The following is a 21,293-nucleotide window of genomic DNA, read 5'->3' as shown; positions in this document are numbered from 1 at the left end:
GGTGATTGTCAATGGTGATACGTAAAGCGTTCACTTTCTGGTGGAAACAAATGCATATTACCCCTAATTTTGTAGATTTAAAGAAAGTACTTATCTTTGCTTTCAGTATTCTCCATGAGCAAACTATCGCAAAAGCACGTAGCAAATTAGTGGGTTAAATCATGGGATATGCTTGAAGCTAAAAATATAAAGTTTTAAATATCAGCGTGGTAACTCTGTAAGGAGAATCCCAGGCGGATCACCAGGAAACAAAAGAAAATCAAGCAAATCCCTGATAATATCTGATTATCAGGGATTTCTTTTTTTCTCCCAAATAGTAAAAGGGGTACTTTAAAGCATATTCTCGGTGGATAAATCGTGGGACTAAAATCAAACTCTGAAAAGCCCCACAAATTTGCATTTTTATCACAGATTCATAGCATTTTGCATAGTCATACTTTGGAAGAGAATACACAATGAACTATCACAGAATCGGCAAATACTTATATCCAAGATAGATAAATTATTTAGATATCTATAAATTATGTATTCCCAACTGTTTCAATATATCAGATGTCAATTTTGACAACGGTCTTTTTGATAATCCGTCTTCACCTATATAATAACCCCATAGTATTCTATGGATAGTATCAGCATCAAGCCCCATTTCACTATATACTTGAATTATTTTTTTTAAATATCCAGCTTCATTTGCTCTTGCCTTGCAAACTATTTCATAAGCCACATCCTTATGGTGACGATATAATTCATCTAATGCAAATGCTTCAATATTTGTTTGACATCGATCATCTGCATTAAACACAACATTCCAGTTCCGCTTACCAAGCATACAATTTAATAATGAATCAATTTCAATTTGCCCATTATTATCAAATCCTTCTGCATAAGGATTGATTTTAATAGATTTTTCGCCTTTTGCCTTATTACAATCTGGACAACAAGGTATCAGATTATAGAATGAAAGAGCTAAATATGGATAAGAAACTTTGCTATAAAAATGGTCGAATTGGGCACTGACTTTTCTGTTGCTGTCAATTGCAAAAATATAATGTCTATTACAATAAGGGCAGACGCCCCAATTTAATTCTTGTAAGACAGTCGGTAAATATTGATATCGAATCTTTTCATATTGCCCTATCATATAGGTGTAAAAAGTTTTCCATTCTTTTGATGTTAAATTTATGTTTGGGAATCTGCTCTCAAATTCAAATATAAGATTTTTAAAATCATATGGCGAGCAAGAAACATACTTTTCAAGATTACCTTCTTCTTCAAATAAATATTTAATGAATATGTTATTTTTATCTTGCGCACCATGGTCAGGACATATTCTACATACGCCCGACAAATATTGTCGATATTTTCGTGAGATATTCGAATCATATGTTTTCCTTTTCAGAATCTTCAATTTTTTTCAATTCCTCAATTAAGTATTGTTTCCTAACGTTTGGAGCAAGATTCTGACGCTTAGAATCATATACTTTCAGCAATAATCCTCTTATTATTGGCTCTCCAATTCTATATATTTCTTTAAGTATTTCAGGGGATATCTCAGCATTATTAAGACGATTATAGATTTCCTGTATTTTGCATTTAGCAAAATCACCAATAGGAACACCTTCGAGAAAAAAGCTATCGTTGTAGAGGGTATGAATATTTGCAGCGAATGTTTCTTTATGCCTTATTGGAGTACATACACGGCTATACCCATCTCTTTTTTCAATGAAAAGTATATTGCTTCTAGGAATATCTGATATTAAAATCGGAGAGTGTGATGTGATAATTATCTGAAACATTACTTTTGGAAAGAACTTAGCAAAAGATGACAAAAGTATATTCAAAAATTTTTGTTGCCATTCTGGATGTAATTGCAAGTCCGGCTCATCCAGTAATAATATAATAGTTTTGCCATCAAAGTAATGAGAGTTTACAATTCGCCGTTCATGAACATAATGGATTTCTCCTTGTTTTTCAAAAATAGAACCAAGTATGCGTGCTAATAACGTATAAAGAATACGTTCTCCTGAAGAAACACCATATTTTATAGTTACCCAAGTATTGGATGTATTCTTATCAAATGCCCTATTTGATGCATATGGCAATACTTTTGGAATTGCATAGTAATAGTTATATAAAGCATTCACGAATCCATAGTCTATGAAGTCAATATATACTCCAAAAGTTAAAGGAGCATCTCCTCCCATTGACGCACGTTGTAAAGGTTGTTTGTAGCGAATGGCTTTTCTGTGAAATAAATCTAATAATAAATCATAGATATTGTAGCCATATTCAGCACGTGTATTCAAAACTGAAATAACTTCTTCAAATGATGTTGTATTATTCCATGCGTCTGGTATTGATGCTAACGCAAATATCCTCTGTATGATTTTAAGTTTTATTTGGTCTTGAAAGCTATCCGTCAATCCTTTCGAAAGTTCCTTGTATGTAGGATGATCTAAATTTGAATGATTGTATGCATGAAATGTTAGTTCAATATAAGTTGGCAGTTTAAATGACGATATTATATTTTGAGAGCCATCGCGAGTATATATCAAAAACAATAACAATCGAAAAACATCACCCGTTTGCATCACATCAATATCTGAAATATGGGCAAAATCTGGCGTATTACCTATTTCGTATATATGTTTTCTTAATAAAAAAGCATTTGAAATATCTTTAAATTTTGAGTAATAAGAATTTTTATTCGATAGAGCCCTATCTATCGACGTTGAATAAAATATTACTTCCGTATTGTTGATTCGTTCTTCGAATTCCCCATTAAGAGGACTTCCCCATCGGTTAAATCGTTTAACTTCAAATAAAAATTTTATCTCCGAATATAATGTGGGGACATTGCTATAAAGCTGTCCTTCATACAAGCATATAATCCATCCTCCGCCTTGTCCACATAAAGATTTTATAATACATTCCAATAAATTGGTTTTCCCAGATGCATTTTTACCTATAATTGCGGTAATATTTAGGATATTATCGCCAAACCATTTATTAGGTACATTATTCTTGTGCCACTCCATATGAAAGGTTTTAGTAGTGGCATTATATGTGAACTTATAATTTGGCGAAAAATTATATTCACATCCTTTTATGCTTTTATTGTCATTATGAACATATAAATACAACAGTTCCATACTCTAAGTTATCATGTATTATGCTCCAAGAGTAGAAATAGGTACAACCAACACGTTATCTTTTCTTCTATATGCGAATGTTCCAGTGGCCGTAAGTACCATGAGAAAAGAAGGATGCTTCATACGATTAACATCTATTTTAGACGCTAGTCGCAACAAACTATTTGCGCCATCTTCTATGAGTTTCTCTCCTCCTAATTTTATTTCAATCAATGCATAATCTCCATTTGGTAAATGAACAACAGCATCACATTCCAGTCCATTCTTGTCCCGGTAATGATATACATCACCCGCCAATGATTGGGCATAAACCCTTAAATCACGAACACATAATGTTTCAAATAATAAACCGAATGCTTTGAGATCGTTCATTAAATCTCCAGGACCTATTCCCATTGCGGCTGTTGCTATTGATGGATCAACAAAATATCTGGTATCCGCAGTACGTATAGCTGTTTTAGATTTCAAATTTGGATTCCATGCAGGCATATCCTCTACTACAAACATTGAACGTAATGCATCAAGATAGTTCCTAACCGTTTTATCTTCCACAACATTGGGATCGCCACCGTTCATGTCTTCAACAATTTGCCTGATGGATGTTTGTGTACCTTGAAATCTTGCATATGAACGCATAAGTCGTTTTGCTCTTTCAACACTTCGATCCACCCCATCCACTTGGCGAATATCCACATTCACTACGGCATCATAATAATCTTTAGCAGGGTTCAATGCGACATCTTCAGATAATTCTGAAACTACCGGCCAACCACCACGGCAAATTAAAAACGCGATTCTTTGTAAATCAGATTTTGCCTCACATCCAATAGACATTCTGGGATTACTGAATAATTTTGACAAACTAATATCCCCAGTAGAATCTCCAGATTCAAATAATGCCATCGGACGCATCCGTAACCAAGCAAAACGCCCGGTTCCTGAATGACTTATTTTTTCTCTATTTGCAGGTTTGGCTGAACCTGTCAATATAAACTGCCCCATTCCATTTCTATGATCCACTGTATAACGTATAGCATCCCATATTATAGGTGCAAGTTGCCATTCATCAATCAAACGAGGTGTTTCTCCATTAAGTATTATATCAGGATTATCTTCTGCGAATATCATGTATTGTGAACGCCTGCGAGGATCATCCATAAAAACAGCACTATTGCTATGGTGCTCCGCAGTTGTGGACTTACCACACCATTTTGCGCCCTCCAAAACAATTGCACCTATACTTTTTAATCGTGTGGAGAGTTCTATATCTATAATACGTGGACGATATTTATTAGCCATAAATAATTGAATTTATGATGCAAAGATAACTCAATTTATCAGGATTACCAAATATGGCGATCCGAAATTGCTTAAATCGGCGCATTTTCACTACCCAATTTGGCGACTTTATACTACCCAATTTGGCCACATTGAATAATCAAAGACAAGGGAGAACGTGAACCTATTATAGTCCAAATCAATGTCAATCATTTTAAAACCAAAATCACCCCGCTTTCAATAACTCCCGACCCGCCTCTATCGCTTTATCAAAAAATCTTTTCAACAAAATCCCCATCGCCTGCTGCTTAACCATCGCCAGCCGCATCTCTTCGTTTATGACCATATTTCCGGCAGGCCGGTAACCGGCCGCTTGCCGCATGGCAGTCCGTTTCGCCTCCGGACTGTCGCGGATAATTCCCCGCGCTTGCAGGGAGAGATACACCCGCGCCGGATAAAGCCGCTCGATCGGACAGCCTGCCCGGTATTGCTCAAACACCCGGCGCAGAAATACCCGTTCGCGCTCCTCCTTGTAAGCCTCGGAGACGGGCGGAAGGGCGGACAGCGATTTCGCTTGCTCACGCTCCACAACAGCCCGGTATCGCAAATCGCTGGTTTGATAGCATTTCAGCCAGCGGGTAATCGTGCGCAGGTTCAATCCCATGAAATCTCCGTATTCACCTTTGGCCCCCAATTCAAAACAAAGGGCGACCTCCTGCAAGGTCAGGCTCGGATATGACTCCTGAAGGTCGGCTGCCAGTTTAGCAATCAAAATACCCAGATCACGGTCATTAGGAGGCGAAAAACCCAGCAAGACATAGGTCTGGAATAATATTTGATTTACCGCCGGAAGAATTTCCTCCGGCCGGTACGTCATCAGGCGGCGGTCGGCAATGGCATGTTGCAGTCTGATTTCCAAACTCATACGGCTTGCGAATTATAGATTTTCATGGCTATTTCCGTCGCACGTTTCCCTGTTTCCATCAATTCCTCTACTTTCGAAGAACGTTCCGGCCGACCGGATGAATAGATCACTTTGGGAATATGCTGCTGCGCGCCGCCGGAAAGCTCTTCCGTTTTCAGATTGAAATTGTGGTATCGCCACCAGCCGATGAAACTCTGGCTGTAATCTTTTTTCGTCCGGATCGTATCCAGGCTGAATTTCAAGCGCAGGAAATCATCGAATACGGCCATGGCTCCCCGCACATATTGCAGGACGGCTGTGCCTTTTCCGGAATAACGCACGATGGTGGCCTGCCAGTCTTCGTCTGCCAGCAAAGCATCTTTCCATTGCTCACGCTCTTCATCCAAATTCTGCGGTTCTTCTTTCGGCTCCTCGCACGCGTGTTGTTGCTGTTGTTGTAAGTTTACTTTACTTTTCTTTTCTTTTCTTTGTCGCATTTCTGTAACAGAAACCCCCGTTTCTGATACATTAACAGCATTTTCCACGATGTTAATGCAATTAAACTCTTCGGAAATGGGATTTTTGCATCGTTTTACAACTAAAATGTATCTTTCCTGAATACTTTTAGACGTTAATACATGATAACAGTCATATTTTTGTTGATTGAACAAACCAAGCTACAAACAATAAGCAATTATTTCCTGAATCTTTTCTTCCGTATCTCCCAAACGATCAGCAAGGTCATACACATAATCATCCGACAATTGCAGGAAATACCCCTCTTTTTTGTAAATGTCGCACAGGAGCGTAAAGTAAGCCAGGAAACCAAACGACTTGTAGCGGCTTTTCAGTTTACGTACTTGTATATTTTCAAATATATCGGTATCGACCGGAAAATAATCCAGTCCTTTTTTAATAGGTCTAGCCATGATTGTTATAAACTTTTTCAATTATGATTTTGTACCGCACGGATAACCAGCCGTAACGTTTTCAGCATCAGCAGTTCTCCAGGCAGCACGCGTATCACGCACCAGCCTGAGACTGCCGCCTCATTATATTTCTCCATATCACGCAGGTAGCCTTCGGGGCGGATATGGCGGCCACCGTTGAAGGCGCCGCCCTCCACCTCGACAGCCACACGGCGGGAAGGGATGGCGAAGTCGAACCGCCAGTCCCGCCCGGGATGGAAACGGTATTCCGCCACCACCTCCTCGCCCGTATGCTTCAGGATCAACGCGCTAAGCGGCGAAAAATAGGCCGTCGCCAAAATACTTATTGTATATTTCCCCATTTCGGTGAAAACTGTTGTTTTTTTATAGGAAAACGCCCTTCCGGGAGAAAATACAATTCCTTTCGGAAGAAAATCAAATTTCATCCGGGAGAAATTGAAAACGGACTCGGATGGGGTGAAACAGGGAAGGGAAGATAATGTAAAATTCGAGACTGGCTTTCAGAAATAAGGTGTCAGATTGAAAAAGATGCTTCAGAGGTTTCGGCACAAAATCATTCGAAAACGTTTACGACGTCCTCCATCAAAACGGCATCCTCGACGAAAACAACGATAGTTATTTGTTCGAATTTATCTGAATATTTTCCACAGAAAAACAGATACGGGACAAATAAAAAAGAAGAACTTAAAGATTTACCAGTTGTCGCAAATTTTGCGACAACTGCAAGAGATGGCAAAACTTATAAAATGGAGTTTTACAATCTGGAGATGATTTTATCAATTGGATATCGGGTAAAATCTCAATCTGGAATACGATTTCGTATTTGGGCCAACAAAACATCGCTTCCCCCTGTCGAGGGAATTTTCTTCGACGGTCAATTGTTCGATGCTTATAAATTTGCTGCCGACCTGATAAGATCGGCCCGCAAATCAATTGTACTTATCGATAATTATATTGATGAAAATGTCTTAATGCTTTTCACAAAACGGAGTCCAGGTGTAACTAATTGGCATATTATCACATTACCCCGTTTTTATTACGAAATTTTATTTCTATATTTGTTAAAGAATTTTCAAACAAAACAGGGTATTTAGCCGTTATGATAATAAAAAAGAAAACGCTGATAAAAAGATGAGGATTTGGATAAAACGGATAGGGATTGTGTTGTTGATACCGGTGGTATTGATATTACTCGTCTCTGTGCTTTTATATATACCGCCTGTACAGAATTTTGCAGTGAAACAGGCCGCCTACTATGCCGGAAAAGCGACCGGGATGCAGATCGGGATCGAGCGGATACGCCTCTCCTTCCCGCTGAACCTGACTGTGCGGGGCGTAGAAGTCCTGACGGCTCCTACCGATACGCTCCTGACGCTGAAAAGCCTTTCCGTCAATGTACGTGCCTTGCCTCTGCTGAAAAAAGAAGTGCTGGTAGACGCCATCAATCTGGAAGGGGTGAAAGTGAATACCGGGACTTTTATCGAAGGCATGGAGATAAAAGGTGTGCTAGGACGCTTATATGCCAAGGCCGACCGCATCAATCTCTCGAAAGAACAGGTGACGCTCAATACAATCGACCTGTCCGATACCGCTATCACCCTGCTACTGAACGATACGACAACGAAAGCCGACACCACCTCCACCCCAGTCAACTGGATATTGAAACTGGAAAAGATCAATCTCGACCGGGTGGCGTTTGCCATGCAGATGCCTGCCGACTCGTTGCGCCTGACTACCTATATAGATAAGGCGAACCTGAAAGACGGCGTCGTAGACCTGGGCACCTCACAATATGGAGCAGACCTGTTCACGCTGACCGGTTCGACACTGGGATACGACGGCAACGACCAGGAGCCGGTGATAGGTTTCGACCCTTCGCATATCGCCCTGAGTAATGTCAATATCACCCTGGATTCGCTGTTCTACGGAGGGAGGGACATAAAGGCACGGATACGCGAACTCTCTGCCAACGACCGTTCCGGACTGGCGATCACTTCGCTGACCGGAAGCCTTCACAGCGACAGCACGACTATTAGTGTACCGCAATTATTACTGAAAACAGCTGCTTCGGAAGCACGCCTGCTGGCGATGGTTCCCTGGAGTTCGTTCGATGAAAACCCCGAGGTGATATGCGGGTGTTATTAACTGCCTCTTTGGGAAAAGAAGATGTGATGACATTTGCCGGTGCACTGCCCGAAGATTTTCAGAAAGCCTATCCGCAGAAACCGGTTTCACTGACTGCCGGAGTAGAGGGAAACTTATCGTCCATGCTGCTCCGCCAGTTGAAAGCTGAGTTGCCGGGGACTTTCCGGATGGACGTTTCCGGAACGATGAAAGTACTGACCGACAGTATGCGCCGTTCTGGAAAACTGGACCTGAAAGCTAAAACCGGCAATCTCGATTTCCTGCTGACGATGCTTCCCCTCGCCGAACGCCACCGGTATAATATTCCGGCAGGCATCACCCTGACCGGCGAGGCGGCTCTGAAGAATAATGAGTATCAAGCCGATCTCCTGTTGAAAGAAGACAAAGGGAAAGTCCTGCTGACAGGCCGTTTCAACCCGGCCAAAGAGGCTTATAAAGCCGACCTGAAAGTGGATAGCCTGGAGCCGGTGCATTTTATGCCGCTCGATTCGCTCTATTATATGAGCGCTTCCATACAGGCGGAAGGCCAAGGGTTCGATCCCTTCAAAACCTCTTCCTGGGCAAAGCTGGACGGAAAACTGACGGATATACGATACGGCAATTACAACGTATCGGACGTCACCCTGGCCGGTTCGCTGGAAAAGAACTTCGTAAAGTTCGACCTGCTGAGCAAATATCCGCTGGCAAAGATGGATATGACGCTGAATGCGACCTTGCAAAAGAAAGAGATCAAAGCCATGCTGATAGCCGATGTCGAAAACTTCGACCTCTATGGCATGCATCTGATGAACGACTCGCTGGCAACCTCCTTTCAGCTTTTCGCGGAAGCGGAAACCGATATGGGAAAGAACAACCTGGTCGACGTCACCCTCGGAAACTGGGAACTGACCACCACCACGGGTATTTATAAACCGAAGACACTGACCCTGCACGCCCAAAGCTCCAAGGACACCACCCGCGTCTCCTTCCATGCCGGCGACCTCGGGATCGTGCTGACCGGCAACTCCGACCTGGAGACCATGACCGATAAGTTCAACAAGATTTCCGAAGGGTTGAACAAACAGCTCGAGAAAGATTCGATGATCAATATTCCCGCCTTTAAACCGTTGCTGCCGGATATGCATCTGCCATATCGGCAGGGAAAGATAATCCGATTTATAATATATTGCAGCAGGCGAACGTCTCGTTCAACAACCTGAACCTGGAGGCGTTCACCTCTCCCGAAGAAGGTTTCCGGCTGGATGCCGGCATTTACAACCTGATGCAGGACACGACGCGGATAGACACAGTCAGCTTTGCGATCCGGCAGGACTCGCTCGGACTGTTGTATCAGGCCGATGTCATCAAGACGAAATTCCGCCAGCAGGCTCCGTTCACAGCCGGAGTCAAGGGGAAGGTCAGGAATACGTTTGCCGATGCCGAACTCCTATACACGGACGGCCTGGGGAAAACCGGTATCCTGCTCGGACTGCGTGCCGACAAGGTGGAAGAAGGTTTCAACCTCCATCTGTTCCCGGACAATCCGATTCTGGCATTCCGTCCTTTCAAGCTGAACCCGGACAATTATATCCTTTATAAGAACGAAAAAGATATTGCCGCCGACCTCCGCCTGTCGGGCGAAGAAAACGCCTCCCTGTGGATACATTCGCTGCCCGAAAAGGATAAGATGGAGGAACTGCATCTGGAATTGAGCCAGATCAACCTCGATGTGATCTCAAAGGCTTTTGCGGAGATACCTTCGATGAAGGGTATCCTGAGCGCCGACATGCAGTATGCTCCGTCGGACAGTTCGTTTCTGGTCGTTGTCGATGCGAATATTGACAATCTGATCTATGAAGGCGGACGGGTAGGCGAACTGATGTTCAGCACCGTTTATCTCCCGCTGGCAGACAATACACACCAGGTCGACATGCACTTCTTCCGCGACCAAAACGAAGTTATGTCGGCAACCGCCCTTTACAAGATGGGAGAAAACGACCATCTGGACGGGACACTCGACGTAACGCATCTGCCGCTGGATATGGTGAACCCGTTTATCCCGGATAATATGGCGGCGCTCAGCGGCGTGCTAGAAGGGAACATGACGATAAAGGGCAGCAGCAAAGCTCCCGAAATGAACGGATATATCGAAATGGATTCGACTTCAATGTTCGTCACTGCCGTGGGAACCAGTTTCCGGGTGGACGACAAGAAAATCGTGGTGAAAGAAAATAAGATCCTATTCGACAAATACCATATCCACGCAGCCGGAAAGAACCCGTTCGTGATAGACGGCACGATCGACTTCAATAATCCTTCGCGGATGATGGCCGACCTGAAGCTGAATGCCGACAACATGCAGTTGCTCGACGTGAAGCGTAACAAGGAAAGCATGGTGTACGGCAAACTGCTCGTCAACCTGGCGTCGACGGTCAAAGGTCCGCTGGATGCCTTAATGATGCGCGGCAGCCTGCAACTGCTGGGAGGAACCAATGTGACCTATGTCATGAAAGACTCGCCGCTGACGGTACAGGACCGTCTGTCCGACCTGGTGACTTTCACTTCGTTCGAAGACACGCTGGTGAACCGACGCCGGCAAGAAGCCCCGCTGCCTTTGGGCGGCCTGGATATGCTGCTGACCATCCGCATCGACCAGTCCGTACGGCTGAACGCCGACATTACACCCGACCGCTCCAGCAAAGTCGAGCTCGAAGGGGGTGGCGACCTTTCTTTCCAGTATACCCCGCAGGGCGAGATGATCCTGAACGGACGATATACCCTTTCGGGCGGCATCGTGAAATATGCCCTGCCGGTCATCCCGCTGAAAGAATTTAATATCGAAAACGGTAGTTATGTGCAGTGGAGCGGCGATCCGATGGACCCGTACCTGAACCTGACTGCCACCGAACGCATCCGCACGAACGTGACGCTCAGCGGACAGAACCCGCGCATGGTGAATTTCGACGTGGGCATCGCCCTCAAACAGCAGTTGGAGAACCTGGGCCTGCAATTCGTCCTGACGGCTCCCGAAGACCAGGCGATGCAGACCGAATTGAGCAGCCTGGGTGAAGATGAACGCACGAAACTGGCAGTCGGCATGATCATGACCGGCATGTATTTGGGCAACTCAGGAAGCGGCAAACAGAATCTGAACATGGGTGCCGCCCTGAACAGCTTCCTCAACAGCGAGATCAGCAACATTGCCGGAAGTGCCCTGAAAACGGTCGACATCTCCTTCGGTATGGATACCTACGACGAGAACGGCGACGGCTCAGGCGGCCAGCGTACCGATTATAATTTCAGTTTCGCCAAACGTTTTTGGAACGACCGCATCCGTGTCGTGCTGGGCGGACGCATCTCGACTGGCGAAAATGCCAGCAACAGCAGCCAGACACAGGCCTTTATCGACAACGTCTCGATCGAATACCGGCTGGATGCCAGCGGAACCCGCTACGTGAAGCTGTTCCACGATAAGAACTACGAAAGTCTGCTAGAAGGTGAGATCACCGAAACAGGTGCCGGTATCGTCCTGCGCCGCAAGATGCTCCATCTGCGCGAACTGTTCAATTTTAAAAAGAATCGACCCAAACCGGTAAATGAAGAAGAATGATGGAAAATAAGGACATATTATACAAATTATACAGACTGTTAAACAGGATGGCGATAACACACCCCCTGCCCCCTCTCGAGAGGGGAAAAGTTACCAACAGTTTCCACAACAGAGAGTATCCGTCTCCCCTCTCGAGAGGGGGCAGGGGGTGTGTCATAATTTTCCTATTCACTACCCTGATCCTGCTATCCTCTTCCTGTTCGACAACGAAGAATCTGCCAGAAGGCGAAGTACTCTACACCGGCATTAAAAAGATCGATGTCACCGATGACGATAAAACCACCGCCGGCGAAGATGCCCTCGCCGAAGTGGAAGGCGCCCTTGCCTATCCGCCCAACAATGCCCTGCTGGGAAGTTCGTCCATCCGTGTGCCGTTGCCTTTCGGCCTCTGGGTCTATAATGCATTTGTCAATAAAAAGGGGAAGATTGGGAAATGGATTTTCGACAAGCTGGCTGCTAAACCGGTGTTCGTCTCCACCGTAAATCCCGAAGTCCGCATCAAGGTAGCGCAAAACCTGTTGAAGGAATATGGCTATTTCAACGGAACGACTTCTTTCCAGGTGGATACCAATCCGAAAAATGCGAAGAAAGCAAAACTCATTTACCAGGTGGCCATGAACCATCCCTACACCTACGACAGTATCCGTTATGTAAGGATGCGTCACCGGATGGATACACTGATACAAAATACGATAGGCGAACGCCTGCTTCATGACGGCGAAAACTTCAACGTGACGAATCTGGAAGCCGAACGGCAACGTATCTCCTCCTTGTTGCGCAACAACGGCTTTTATTATTTCCGTCCCGAGTTCATCACTTACCAGGCTGATACCATCATGAATCCCGGCAAGGTGGCACTCCGCATCATGACCAAACCCGGACTGTCACGTGCCGCTCTTCGCCCGTGGAAGATCGGCGATATATCAGTCTGGCTGAACGGCTATAACAATGAGACACCCACCGATTCAGTACGTTACAAAGACATGACCGTCTATTACGAAGGCAAACTGCGCGTCCGCCCGTCGGTGCTCTATAACCGCCTGCGGTTCCGGTCGGGCGACCTTTATTCGCAGGAAAAACAGCAACGGACCCAGACCAGCTATTCGCGCCTGGGTATTTTCCGGTATTCCGAAATGCAATATACCCCGCGCGACACCACCCGGCGCCAGGATACGCTCGACCTGAAGATCAACACGGTCTACGACCTTCCGCTCGACGGTGAACTGGAAGTGAACGTCACCTCCAAAAGTAACGACCAGGTGGGACCGGGAGCCATCTTCAGCGTTACGAAACGGAACGTGTTCGGTGGCGGCGAGACTTTCGGGGTACGCCTGCGCGGTTCTTACGAATGGCAGACCGGCAACCGGGTGGATGGTGCCAAATCGGCCATCAACAGCTGGGAGATGGGATTGAGCGGAACGCTGACATTCCCGCAATTGCTTTTCCCGGGAATGATGAAGAAAGACGGCTTGTATCCGTCAAGTACCTCTTTCCGGTTGTATGTCGACCAGCTGAACCGGGCACGTTTCTTCAAGATGCTGGCTTTCGGCGGAAGTGCTTCCTACGATTACCAGTCGTCCGCCACCAGCCACCATTCGATCACGCCGTTCAAGCTGACGTACAACCTGCTCCAGTCTACGACGCATGAGTTCGATAGCATAACAAAGGATAACAAGGCGTTAAAACTGAGTCTGGAAAACCAGTTCGTGCCGGCAATGGGTTATACCTATACCTATGATGATGCCCCGATCACTACACGCCGGAACCATACGTGGTTCCAGCTTGCCGTTTCGCAGGCAGGTAACCTGCTGGGTGCCGGCTATGCTATTGCCGGAAAGAAATTCAACGAAGAGGGGAAACATCTGTTGGGAAACAAGTTCGCCCAGTTCGTGAAAGGGACAGCCGAGATACGTTACGATTATAAGATCGGCCATAACCAGCATCTGGTCGGACGCATGATGGCGGGTGCCGTCTACAGTTACGGGAACGCCCGAGTTGCTCCCTATAGCGAGCAGTTTTATATCGGGGGAGCCAACAGTTTGCGTGCCTTTACGATCCGTTCGATCGGTCCGGGCCGTTACCTTCCCGAAAAGTCTACTTACAGCTACCTCGACCAGACCGGTGACCTGAAATTTGAAGCCAACCTCGAATATCGTTTCCCGATCCTGGGCGACCTGCACGGGGCTGCATTCGTAGACGCCGGTAACATCTGGCTGATCCGTGAAGACAAACAGCGTCCCGGCGGGCAACTGAAATGGGGACGTTTCCTGAAAGACCTGGCGCTGGATGCCGGTGTCGGCCTGCGTTACGACCTGACCTTTATCGTAATCCGCCTGGATATGGGTATCCCATTACATGTTCCTTACGAAACGGACAAGAATGGTTACTTCAACGTCCCCAAATATAAACCGGGATGGCATCTGGCAATCGGGTATCCGTTCTAGGAGTTCCTCATTTCTTATGTCTGAACAGCAGAACACCCAGTAAAACCAGGAAGGCGACAGCCATCATTGTCATCTCCAACCAATAGTGGGAAGGTTCTACCCATATTTCGGTCAGCATGTCCCAACGGCCCAATATCTCGACAAAGGTCCAGAAGATAATCACGGTCGGGATGGCATAACGGATGGCATAGGCCAGTTTCTTGATTTTCAGCAAACGGATAAAGAGGTAGATCGACCACGCGAGCGAACCGAAAGCAATCAGCATCGTCACCGGATGACGGTCGCCCAGGAACTCAGTGTCATAGGCGAAGAGCAAGACCATATAGCAAGTCCACTGCAGCACGTTCAGTTCCATAAAGGTTGTCATAGCCACATTGCGCACAATCGGCTGAAGCGTTTCTACCGGCTGGCCGTAATGTATCTTGCGTTGTATCCAGTTAAAAAAGTTACAACCGGAACGGGTACTGAAAATATAGAACAGCATGACAATCGCCCAAAAACCGTAGGAGGATGGCATAATCAGATACTCCGGCTTAGTCACCACCTCACCGTTCTCAATCAGGGGTTGCACACCGAAACGGTTGGCAAAGTAAACATACCCGAACTCAATCCAACCCGTCCAGACAAACAGTCCTCCAAACAATCCCCAGAATGTAGCCGAAGTCTCTTTCTTCGAAATAATTCCGACCAATAGCATCACGACACCCAATACTCCCAACCCGAATGCGGCAGGATAAAGATAATTATGACCCAGCAGTTTTTCCATCAGAATCATGGCGGCATGTCCCAACGGCATAGTGAAAAGAACAATCAGAAAGGACAGGATTCCCGTCCAGGGTGAAGTAAGTTTCATAAATGTAATGTATGTATTTGTTTATATTGGTTTCAAAAGTAATCCTTTTTTTATTCGGGAACATAAATAATCTCGCCGTTCTCCATTTCATAAGCGATTCCGACTTTCTTTCCCTTCTTACCGGATTTTTCCTGGCTTTCCGAAGGTTTGTATTTCGTAATCGTCTGTCCTTCTTTCGTTATGATTTCCATATTCTCTTTTCCGGGATTCTTTACCATCGTATAATCTTCCTGCGAGAATATCTCCGTCATGTTGAACTTAGTCACCAGGGCAACCATCAGGGCGACGGCAAAAACCATCGCCACGTCGAACAGGTTCGACAACATCGCAACCGGGTCATGGTCCTCGGCTGCGTTCAATATCCGGCGGCGGCTCATTCGTTTACGGCTTTTGAAGTGACTAATGTGGCTTTTGCTGCCTGAGGTTTCTCTTTTTGGAGGTCAGACAGGAAATCGAGATAAACCAGGTCGGAAGTGAACCAGCGCTGTTTTACCTGTAACAGGATAAATCCGACCGCACCGGAAAACAAGCCCAATACCGTCGTCGCAAAAGCGACCTGCATATTGTAGGCCATAGATGAAATATCGCCGGTGGAAAGTCCCGCTAGCAGGTCCCATCGGAATCAGAGTTCCCATCAGCCCGAGGATAGGACCGAATTTAACCAGTACTTTATATTTGCCGAGTTCGGCATCTGCCGTTACCTCATACTCGGAGAGGATACGGTTGGACACGGCCGTGCTGCCGGTAGACAACAACTGCCGGGCAGTACGGGTAAACAGCGAATCCGGCTGCTCTTCCAGTTCTTCCGAAAAAGTATGGATGGTCGCCTGATCCAGTTGGTCCATGCGGGTACGTAATTGTTTATCTTGTTTTATGCGCTGGATATATTGGCCGGCAAAGCCTCCCAGCATAACGATACTCTTGGCGAAGAAAAAAAGCAATCCGACGATAACGGGTACCAGTAACCCGCTCGATATCCAGAATAAAATATTTGATACTTGTTCCATAATATATTTAGTGCTTAGAATTTTTATGTTGTTTATAAATGCGGACCACCTGTGTCCAAAGATATCCGAGGATGAAAATAACCAGCAACAGGGCCAACGTACCGGCACAGCCTACCCAGTCGACCGGCGAAGCATGGTTGTAGACTGTAGCCGACGGATGGAAAATCGTACAGCAGATAACCAGTACGCAGACGAAGAAGGTCAGGATAACGACCAGTTCTATCAGCAGCTCCTTTTCCGCAATCAGCTTGCGCATAAAGAACGATGCCAGTGAGAACGCAACCGTTACTCCGACTGCCAGTCCGATGCTCGTACGCATAAAATCAACTCCCGTCAACGTAAAGAACAGGGTGATATGAATATAGTACAGGGCAGGGAAAACCAGCAGGGAGGGTATATACCGGAACAACTTCGTGTACCACCGGAAAGAGTTGCCCTCTTCCCAATCCTTTATGCGGGCCATGCAGAAATAACCGGACAACAGCATATCCACCATCACCACCAGCGAAATATTCATCATGGCAGACTGTGTGGAGAGCACCCGTTGTAACTCCAGTTTATTTACCTCCATGGCATAGGGATGGCAGAGCATGATAAATGCGCCCAGCGAAAGGCTGAAGGCAAGCCTGTACCAACGGTTCGGCAACAGGCTTGTCATAAACAGGCTTTTCACGACTGCGAAAAGTGATAATAACAGCAAGATATTATCCATCGTTATTTTCTCCTTTTTCCCTTCCGGGTTCTTTTACGGATGAAGAATATAAGCAGGAAGATGACCGCCAGCCAGAAGAAGCTGATTAAAGCCAGGCTGAATGAAGAAATATTATCTCCCAACCCCGATTCCTGGGTCTGCACGCTCTTGTCTTTCTTCAGCACCACTCCCTTATCATCGCCGGAGATGCTTTCGTTGCGGGCCGATTCAATCTTTCCCTGATATTGTTTGGCTGATTCTGCGGATAACTGTTCGCCGATAAACGTGCGCAACTTGGCATTGTCGCAAACGAAGCCGCTGCAACCTGCATCATATTTCTCCACCAGCTCCGAATGAAGGGCGGCGATATTCCTCAACTGTTCCGGAGTTGCTTTCCAGTAACCTTTGCGGGCGGTTCCATCATCACGGCAGTAGCTTCCTGCAAAGCTGCGGGGTTCTCACGTTCGAAGAACTCCCTGACACCGACATTCAGCTTATCGTTCACAAACACTTCATAATACTGGTCCCAGATTTCATTGTCGATGGCTTTCGGCTTCATCACATTCCAGCCGTAGGTATTACGGATCGTTTCCGACATCGCGTTGGCTGCCGAAGCTCCCTCTTTCATCTGCTCCTTCATGTAAACCGGGTTGAACAGCGTTGAACGGGTCTCTACCCCGATAGCCGATTTCAAATCCTGTACACGGGCCTGGTGGCGGTTACGCAGGTCATTGAAATAAGCGTCGGGATCATTGCCGGTCACGTTGCGGACCGTCAGACTGATACCGCCCATAAATTCATACACATGGTCGAGGCTGAGCGCTCCCCAGGTATTGCTCTGGCGGGGCTGCACGACTGCCTCCGTGTTTTGGAGGCCGCTTCGAAGATTCCGGGTTTGAAACCACCGAAGTCTTTTTCATTGCCGTAGGTGGCACCCATATTATTCAGGTAGACATTGGCTATCTCCGATTCGTTCTCCCAACGGTCGCCGCTTTCAACCATGGCTGTGATGCCGGTTCCGTACATACCGTTTGCACCGCCGAACACACGTTGTGTAGCGTATTCGCGTGCTTCCTTCGGAGAAAAACCTTTATCCAGCAGGACGCGTTCGGCATCGTTGCGGCCTTTGGCCACGTAGTTGTCGTCACCGTCGCCGGCAGCGGCTGCCATATCCACCGCCTTTTGTATCAGGGTAAGGCGGGAGGCGGCTACGTCACGCAACTGGCCGGAAGTCTGCACAACCACGTCCACACGCGGACGTCCCAGGTCTTTGGTGTCGATCAGGCGGATATCCAGCACACGGTTGAACTGGTCGCGTATCGGTTCGACGCCGAGCAGATAAAGTATCTCGCCGATTGTCGCTCCTTCGCTTTCAATGAAACTGCCGGACCAAAGGGTAAAACTAACTTTCTTCGGAGTGGCACCGCCATGGTTTTTGGCATGTTCTGCCAGCATACGGTTCGCCATCTCTTTCCCTTTTTCCCAAGCTGCTGGGTGGGAGTCGCTTCGGCATTAATACCGTAAAGATTACGTCCGGTAGGCAACGCGTTCGGGTCGGAGATGACATCGCCACCCGGGCTCGGAGCTACATAATGGCCGTTCAGGGCATTGATGAAGGCATCCAGTTCCATCTGCGGAGTATGGCGGAGGTATTCGCGATAGTTGTTTATATGCTGAATGGCCTGTTGGATATCCAGCACGGCATTGGCAAACAGGAGTTGTTCGCGGGTAACGGTATCCATTTGCTGGGTAGCACCGCTTTTGCTGTCTACTGCCTTATGTTTGCCTGTTGTATCGGCAGGCATCTGTTCGCCTTTCATCTTCTCTTCCAGCATCTTCTTGACAGCGTCCGGCATCTTTCCGGTTTTGGGGATTCCGGCGGGATGACCGTGTCCCATCTTCGGTTTCTTACCGTCTTTGGACTCTTCCGTCATCTTTGACATCATCATAGCCATCATCCGGTTCATCTTCGGTTCGGATGCTTTCTTGATTGCCTGTGCCTTCGCTACGGTTTCGGGAGAGACTCCCAGCCGGGCAAGCAAGGCCGGGTCGTTGGCCAGAGCCGGGTTATCCATCACCTGTTTGACGGCAAGCTGTGCTTTTGTACGGTAGTTATCGTTGAAGAAAGCCTGGTTTTCGATTTGCTTCCGGGTGACTTTCTTCTGTACCTCATCCAGGTTTGCCAAGCTGAAAGCGATCGGTTCCGTGCACATCAGTTTGACGGAAGAGGCAATCTTTGACTCTTCATACGGAACGCCCAAGGTATACTGTCCGCCGACAATCTTTTCGGCACAGAGTTCTTCCGCAAAGTTTTCTATCTTTTCGATTTCGGCATCGGTATAGGCCTGCGTACGGAGACTGTCCAGCTGAAGGTCGCGATGCAATCCCATTTGTATCGCTTTATTCTTAATCTTTCTGTTCAGCGATTCGTCACGCAGGTCAGTTGCCAGGTAACGTTTGATATCGTTCAATAAATCATCCACTTCCCGGCGAAGACCTGTTTCAATAAACGGGGGAGTCAAGTGGGAGATGGTTGTCGCATAGCTGCGGCGTTTGGCTATCAATCCTTCTCCCACATCGCTGATTGTATAAAGGTAGAAATGGGGAAGCGAACCTACCAGACGGTCTGTCCAGTCGTCGGAAGACAGGGCGACCTGTTTGCCCGGTATAAATTCCAGGCTGCCGTGCGTACCAAAATGAATCATGGCATCCGCCTTGAAATCCTTCTGGACCCAGAGGTAAGAAGCGATATAATGGTGAGGAGGGACCTCGTTCGAACCATGCACGGCAGCAAAGGAGTTATCGCCTGTACCTTGTGTCGGCTGGGGTAAGAGAACGACATTCCCCAGGTCGATGCGGGTCACGGCAATCTGCTCGATACCGTCCGCTTCGCGGGTATAGAAATCTCCCAGTCCCCTGCCGTAATGGCTGACCAGCGTATCCTGCATAGCCGGAGAAAGGATATCTTCCAGCCAGGCGCTGTATTGCGGAGACGACACCCAAGCGGGATAACCGGAATCCAGGTATTTCTGGATATTCCCTTCGGCATAAGCGTTGAACACCGGTCCCTGCTCGTTGATCATCGCTTCGAAAGCCGTTTCCGTAGCGGGCAGGCCGGAGAGGTCGTAGCCTTCCGCTTTCAGTTTCTTCAGGAAATTATACAGCGAAGGAACGACTTCGAGTCCGGCAGCCGTCATGGCATTCTTGCCCGGACCTTTATAATAATAGATAGCTATCTTTTTATCCTTGTTCGGAAGCGTCTGCAAGTTCAGATAATTGGCAACCATATCGGTGAACTGCGCGAGGCGGCCAGGGATATTCTTAAACAGATATAAGCCGTCTTTGTCGATAAACTGTGCATTGAGGGCAAACGGGGCAATGCCGCCGTCGAGTTCGGGCATCACGATGCTCTGGCTCATAAAGCCGCCGGCCATCCCGCGTTTATCTGCCATCCAGTTATCATAGGTATCGTTGATGGTGATCGGGCAAAACATCGGGACGTTATGCGCCTTCAGCCATTCCACTGCTTTCTCGCCCTGTCCCATCAACAAACGACCGTGAGGCATATAGATCACGGCGACAGGATTGATCTCCTCCAGGAACTGAAGGCGACTGGCAAAACCGGATACGGGATAGACATTCATATTGCGCTGCTCCAGACTGATGATCAGGGAATCCAGATGGTCCTTGTTCGTATCGAACGGACCCGCCATCCCAACGATCAGTGCCACTTTCGGCGCATTTTCCTTATAGTAACCGTTTTCTTTATAATACTTCTCATAATCGGCTACGGTATCGAACACCCGTTCATCATCCAGGTGGAAAAGGACATCGGAGCTGATCTCCACCGGTTCTTTGACCTCGCCGGTAAAAAGACTCTTTCCCGTCAAGTCCTGACGGATATAGTTGAAGAGGCTGCGGTAATTGGCTGTACCTCCGTTCGACAGGTAATCGCCCACCCGTTTGTTTTGGATAGAATCCAGGCTGCTGATATTATTTACCGGGTCGGTTACGGCCGTCGAGAAGACAGGCACTTGCTTCGCCTTCAGTTTTTCGAGTACGGCTCGGTGTTCGTCTGTCATCCGGATACCCATACCGAAGACAAGGACGGCATCATACCGATTCAGCTGGTCGAAATCATCGATCGTCAGTTGCTTCAGGTCAATAAAACCAGTATCTACCGATTTTACCATTTTGGCCACCTGATAGTTGGGAAAGTTCACAAGGGCCACCTTCGTCGTACCGGCAACCCTGGCCCATACAAACCAGGCAACCAACAC

At 46.9% G+C, this 21,293-nt stretch carries 12 protein-coding genes and 4 pseudogenes; 3 read left to right on the top strand and 13 right to left on the bottom strand.

All coding sequences use genetic code 11. The features are described from left to right. Positions 1-514: 514 nt before the first annotated feature. The 7 genes from DXA15_RS01450 to DXA15_RS01425 form a co-directional block, all read right to left on the bottom strand. Entirely contained in the window at positions 515-1,348 is an 834-nt protein-coding gene (locus DXA15_RS01450) for an HNH endonuclease (RefSeq protein WP_128132898.1), read from the bottom strand. A gap of 31 nt (positions 1,349-1,379) precedes the next feature. After that, positions 1,380-3,152, bottom strand: coding sequence for an AAA family ATPase (locus DXA15_RS01445; RefSeq protein WP_128132897.1), 1,773 nt, complete (start codon positions 3,150-3,152; stop codon positions 1,380-1,382). Positions 3,153-3,170: 18 nt separating this feature from the next. Further along, positions 3,171-4,451, bottom strand: coding sequence for an ATP-binding protein (locus DXA15_RS01440; protein WP_128132896.1), 1,281 nt, complete (start codon positions 4,449-4,451; stop codon positions 3,171-3,173). A gap of 205 nt (positions 4,452-4,656) precedes the next feature. Further along, complete coding sequence (locus DXA15_RS01435) at positions 4,657-5,355, bottom strand: hypothetical protein (protein ID WP_128132895.1); 699 nt, start codon at positions 5,353-5,355, stop codon at positions 4,657-4,659. Continuing rightward, a complete protein-coding gene (locus DXA15_RS25775; RefSeq protein ID WP_233566661.1) occupies positions 5,352-5,879 on the bottom strand; it encodes a hypothetical protein in 528 nt (175 codons plus the stop codon). Before DXA15_RS25775 ends, DXA15_RS01435 begins: the two co-directional genes overlap by 4 nt. 132 nt (positions 5,880-6,011) lie before the next feature. Beyond that, positions 6,012-6,263, bottom strand: coding sequence for a DUF4373 domain-containing protein (locus tag DXA15_RS25770; protein WP_233566659.1), 252 nt, complete (start codon positions 6,261-6,263; stop codon positions 6,012-6,014). Between the two features lie 17 nt (positions 6,264-6,280). Beyond that, complete coding sequence (locus tag DXA15_RS01425) at positions 6,281-6,709, bottom strand: endonuclease domain-containing protein (protein WP_233566657.1); 429 nt, start codon at positions 6,707-6,709, stop codon at positions 6,281-6,283. A gap of 273 nt (positions 6,710-6,982) precedes the next feature. On the opposite strand from DXA15_RS01425, the pseudogene rhuM reads away from it, so the two are divergent. The 3 genes and pseudogenes from rhuM to DXA15_RS01410 form a co-directional block, all read left to right on the top strand. After that, positions 6,983-7,285, top strand: a pseudogene (rhuM, locus tag DXA15_RS25765) (RhuM family protein); the annotation flags it as partial. Positions 7,286-7,415: 130 nt separating this feature from the next. Then, a pseudogene (locus tag DXA15_RS01415) lies at positions 7,416-12,018 on the top strand (translocation/assembly module TamB domain-containing protein). A 47-nt stretch (positions 12,019-12,065) separates the two neighbouring features. After that, the gene (locus DXA15_RS01410; RefSeq protein WP_233566655.1) at positions 12,066-14,462 is read left to right on the top strand and encodes a BamA/TamA family outer membrane protein; all 2,397 of its coding nucleotides are present in this window, start codon (positions 12,066-12,068) and stop codon (positions 14,460-14,462) included. 7 nt (positions 14,463-14,469) lie between these two features. On the opposite strand, the gene DXA15_RS01405 is transcribed toward DXA15_RS01410, so the two are convergent. The 6 genes and pseudogenes from DXA15_RS01405 to DXA15_RS01385 all read right to left on the bottom strand — a co-directional run bounded on the left by DXA15_RS01405 (position 14,470) and on the right by DXA15_RS01385 (position 21,095). Continuing rightward, positions 14,470-15,315, bottom strand: coding sequence for a hypothetical protein (locus DXA15_RS01405; RefSeq protein ID WP_128132894.1), 846 nt, complete (start codon positions 15,313-15,315; stop codon positions 14,470-14,472). Positions 15,316-15,365: 50 nt separating this feature from the next. After that, complete coding sequence (locus DXA15_RS01400) at positions 15,366-15,692, bottom strand: DUF2149 domain-containing protein (RefSeq protein ID WP_075559044.1); 327 nt, start codon at positions 15,690-15,692, stop codon at positions 15,366-15,368. Next, positions 15,689-16,322: pseudogene (locus tag DXA15_RS01395) on the bottom strand (MotA/TolQ/ExbB proton channel family protein). The gene DXA15_RS01400 and the pseudogene DXA15_RS01395 overlap by 4 nt, the downstream one beginning before the upstream one ends. A gap of 7 nt (positions 16,323-16,329) precedes the next feature. Continuing rightward, positions 16,330-17,034, bottom strand: coding sequence for a hypothetical protein (locus DXA15_RS01390; RefSeq protein ID WP_128132893.1), 705 nt, complete (start codon positions 17,032-17,034; stop codon positions 16,330-16,332). Positions 17,035-17,036: 2 nt separating this feature from the next. Beyond that, positions 17,037-17,390 carry a hypothetical protein gene (locus DXA15_RS25760; RefSeq protein ID WP_233566654.1) on the bottom strand — a complete coding sequence of 118 codons (354 nt, stop codon included), beginning with the start codon at positions 17,388-17,390 and terminating at the stop codon, positions 17,037-17,039. Continuing rightward, a pseudogene (locus tag DXA15_RS01385) lies at positions 17,387-21,095 on the bottom strand (cobaltochelatase subunit CobN). Before DXA15_RS01385 ends, DXA15_RS25760 begins: the two are co-directional and overlap by 4 nt. Positions 21,096-21,293: the final 198 nt, after the last annotated feature.

This window comes from Parabacteroides sp. AM58-2XD, from assembly GCF_003463685.1.
GTDB classification, from domain to species: Bacteria; Bacteroidota; Bacteroidia; order Bacteroidales; family Tannerellaceae; genus Parabacteroides; species Parabacteroides segnis.
This window is presented reverse-complemented; position numbering and strand designations above follow the sequence as displayed.

Bases quoted from the DNA above. Each gene is read 5' to 3' on its own strand.
- DXA15_RS01410 (WP_233566655.1), top strand. From the start codon at position 12,066: ATGGCGATAACACACCCCCTGCCCCCTCTCGAGAGGGGAAAAGTTACC.
- DXA15_RS01445 (WP_128132897.1), bottom strand. From the start codon at position 3,152: ATGGAACTGTTGTATTTATATGTTCATAATGACAATAAAAGCATAAAA.
- DXA15_RS01400 (WP_075559044.1), bottom strand. From the start codon at position 15,692: ATGAGCCGCCGCCGGATATTGAACGCAGCCGAGGACCATGACCCGGTT.
- DXA15_RS01435 (WP_128132895.1), bottom strand. From the start codon at position 5,355: ATGAGTTTGGAAATCAGACTGCAACATGCCATTGCCGACCGCCGCCTG.
- DXA15_RS25770 (WP_233566659.1), bottom strand. From the start codon at position 6,263: ATGGCTAGACCTATTAAAAAAGGACTGGATTATTTTCCGGTCGATACC.
- DXA15_RS01440 (WP_128132896.1), bottom strand. From the start codon at position 4,451: ATGGCTAATAAATATCGTCCACGTATTATAGATATAGAACTCTCCACA.
- DXA15_RS01425 (WP_233566657.1), bottom strand. From the start codon at position 6,709: ATGAAATTTGATTTTCTTCCGAAAGGAATTGTATTTTCTCCCGGAAGG.
- DXA15_RS01405 (WP_128132894.1), bottom strand. From the start codon at position 15,315: ATGAAACTTACTTCACCCTGGACGGGAATCCTGTCCTTTCTGATTGTT.
- DXA15_RS01390 (WP_128132893.1), bottom strand. From the start codon at position 17,034: ATGGATAATATCTTGCTGTTATTATCACTTTTCGCAGTCGTGAAAAGC.